Origin of the sequence: Sutterella parvirubra YIT 11816, assembly GCF_000250875.1 — a bacterium.
GTDB lineage: Bacteria > Pseudomonadota > Gammaproteobacteria > Burkholderiales > Burkholderiaceae_F > Sutterella > Sutterella parvirubra.
Genome location: NZ_JH605012.1, coordinates 4331 through 6106 on the forward strand (window position 1 = coordinate 4331; position 1776 = coordinate 6106).

Genomic DNA, 1776 nt, shown 5'->3' on the forward strand with positions numbered 1-1776 from the left:
GGCGGGAGCCCCAAGGGCTCCGGCCGCCGGACCTTTCCCGAAGCACCCCGCCGAAAGGGTCGACGCTTCGGAAAAGGTCCCCGGGCGGTGCGCCGACCTTGCGGTTCGGCGCGCCGTTCTTCGTTTTCCCACGTTTCCCTCATGCTGACCGGCATTCTCTTCGCGCTCGCCGCCTGCCTCGTTTGGGGCTCGACCTACGTCGCGCCCCTGATTTTGAGCGACTACTCACCGGTGCTGATCACGCTCGTGCGCTACACCGTCTTCGGCGCGGTGTGCGTCGCCTTCGTCGCTTCGCAGCTCCGACGCGCTCTGCGCACCTCCGCGCGCGACCGGCTCCTCGCCGTCGCGCTCGGGATCGTCGGGAACCTCATCTACTTCTGGCTCATCACCGAAGCGGTCGTGCGCGTGGGGGGCGCCGTGGCCGGCGCCTTCACGTCGATGATTCCCGTCGTCTGCACGATCACCGCGAACCTCACCGCGAGGCGTCCTCTCCCCTGGAAGCCGCTCGCCCTGCCCCTCGTGATGATTCTCGGGGGCCTCGTCGTCTTCAACGCAGAGGAGTTCGCGCGGCTCGAAGGCCACGCGTTCTTTGCGTCCGGCGCCGACTTCGCCCTCGGCGTCGCCGCGGCTCTGGGGTCGGTCGCGATCTGGACGTGGTTCCCGCTCTCGAACAGCCGGTGGCTCCGCGAACACCCGGGCTTTCCCGGCTCGCTTTGGCTCGCGATGCAGGGCGCGGCGCTTCTGCCCGTTTCTCTGGCCGGCTTGGCCTTTCTCCCCGAAGCCTCGGGGCTCCTCGGCAGAATCAACGCGACCTTCATCTTTTGGATTTTCGTCATGGCGATCGGGTGCTCCTGGGTCGGAAACGCGCTTTGGAACGCCGCGAGCCGCAGGATGCCAGCGGTTCTGATCGGACAGATGCTCGTCTTCGAGACGCTCGCTGCGGTCCTCTACGCGTCCCTTTGGCAAGGCGAAACCGTCACGCTCACCGCCGCGGTCGGGCTCGCCGCGGAACTTCTCGGGATCGCCCTCACCGTACGGCTCTGCAGTGCGCAGGAACCCCCGTCCGAAGCCCCGAAAGAAGGCCCGAACGACGGGGCGGCTAAAAAAGTTGGTGAAACCCCTTGCCAAACGTCGTCGGGATGTGTATAGTTCTGCTTCTGCACTTCGGAGCGGCTGTAGCTCAGTTGGATAGAGTATCTGGCTACGAACCAGAGGGTCGTGGGTTCGAATCCTGCCAGCCGCGCCAACCGAAACGCAGAACACAATTTGGATGCGGCTGTAGCTCAGTTGGATAGAGTATCTGGCTACGAACCAGAGGGTCGTGGGTTCGAATCCTGCCAGCCGCGCCATCCTCCTTCTCTCCTTTCCGGGACGAAAGGGCGGTGATGGCAGCAAGAAGAGGCGTGCTTGAAAAAGCGCGCTTTTTTGTTGCCCTAAATCTCAAAATGATCCTTTGCTCCGTCGGCGCCCCGGCACTTCCCCGCCCGCGATCCCAAGCACTTGGGGCGCACTTCTCCGAAGTCCTGCGCCCCGGCGTCCCCGCAGATTCGAGCCTTCCACGGCTGCCTAAAATTTAAGCAAACCGCTAAGCCCTTGATTCCTCGGAGATCCATCGCCGCAATCGTTCTCCACGATCATGTTATGCACAATTTCTGTGAACAACTTCTGCGGCCGACGGTGGAGAAGCCCCTTTTCCGACCCCTCACGCGCTTCCTCTCTTCGCTACGTCTGCGGGCGTCAAGAAGATCTGTCCGCCGGGTTCTCCACCGCTCTTCC

Annotated in this window: 1 protein-coding gene and 2 tRNA genes; all 3 read left to right on the forward strand. The window is 63.6% G+C overall.

The window, feature by feature from the left end:
- Positions 1-141: 141 nt before the first annotated feature.
- The 3 genes from HMPREF9440_RS10790 to HMPREF9440_RS09155 all read left to right on the forward strand — a co-directional run bounded on the left by HMPREF9440_RS10790 (position 142) and on the right by HMPREF9440_RS09155 (position 1349).
- Positions 142-1149, forward strand: a complete 1008-nt coding sequence (locus HMPREF9440_RS10790; protein ID WP_008543553.1) for a DMT family transporter — start codon at positions 142-144, stop codon at positions 1147-1149.
- Between the two features lie 20 nt (positions 1150-1169).
- A tRNA-Arg gene (locus HMPREF9440_RS09150) sits at positions 1170-1246 on the forward strand.
- 26 nt (positions 1247-1272) lie between these two features.
- Positions 1273-1349, forward strand: a tRNA-Arg gene (locus HMPREF9440_RS09155).
- Positions 1350-1776: the final 427 nt, after the last annotated feature.

Bases quoted from the DNA above. Each gene is read 5' to 3' on its own strand.
- HMPREF9440_RS10790 (WP_008543553.1), top strand. From the start codon at position 142: ATGCTGACCGGCATTCTCTTCGCGCTCGCCGCCTGCCTCGTTTGGGGC.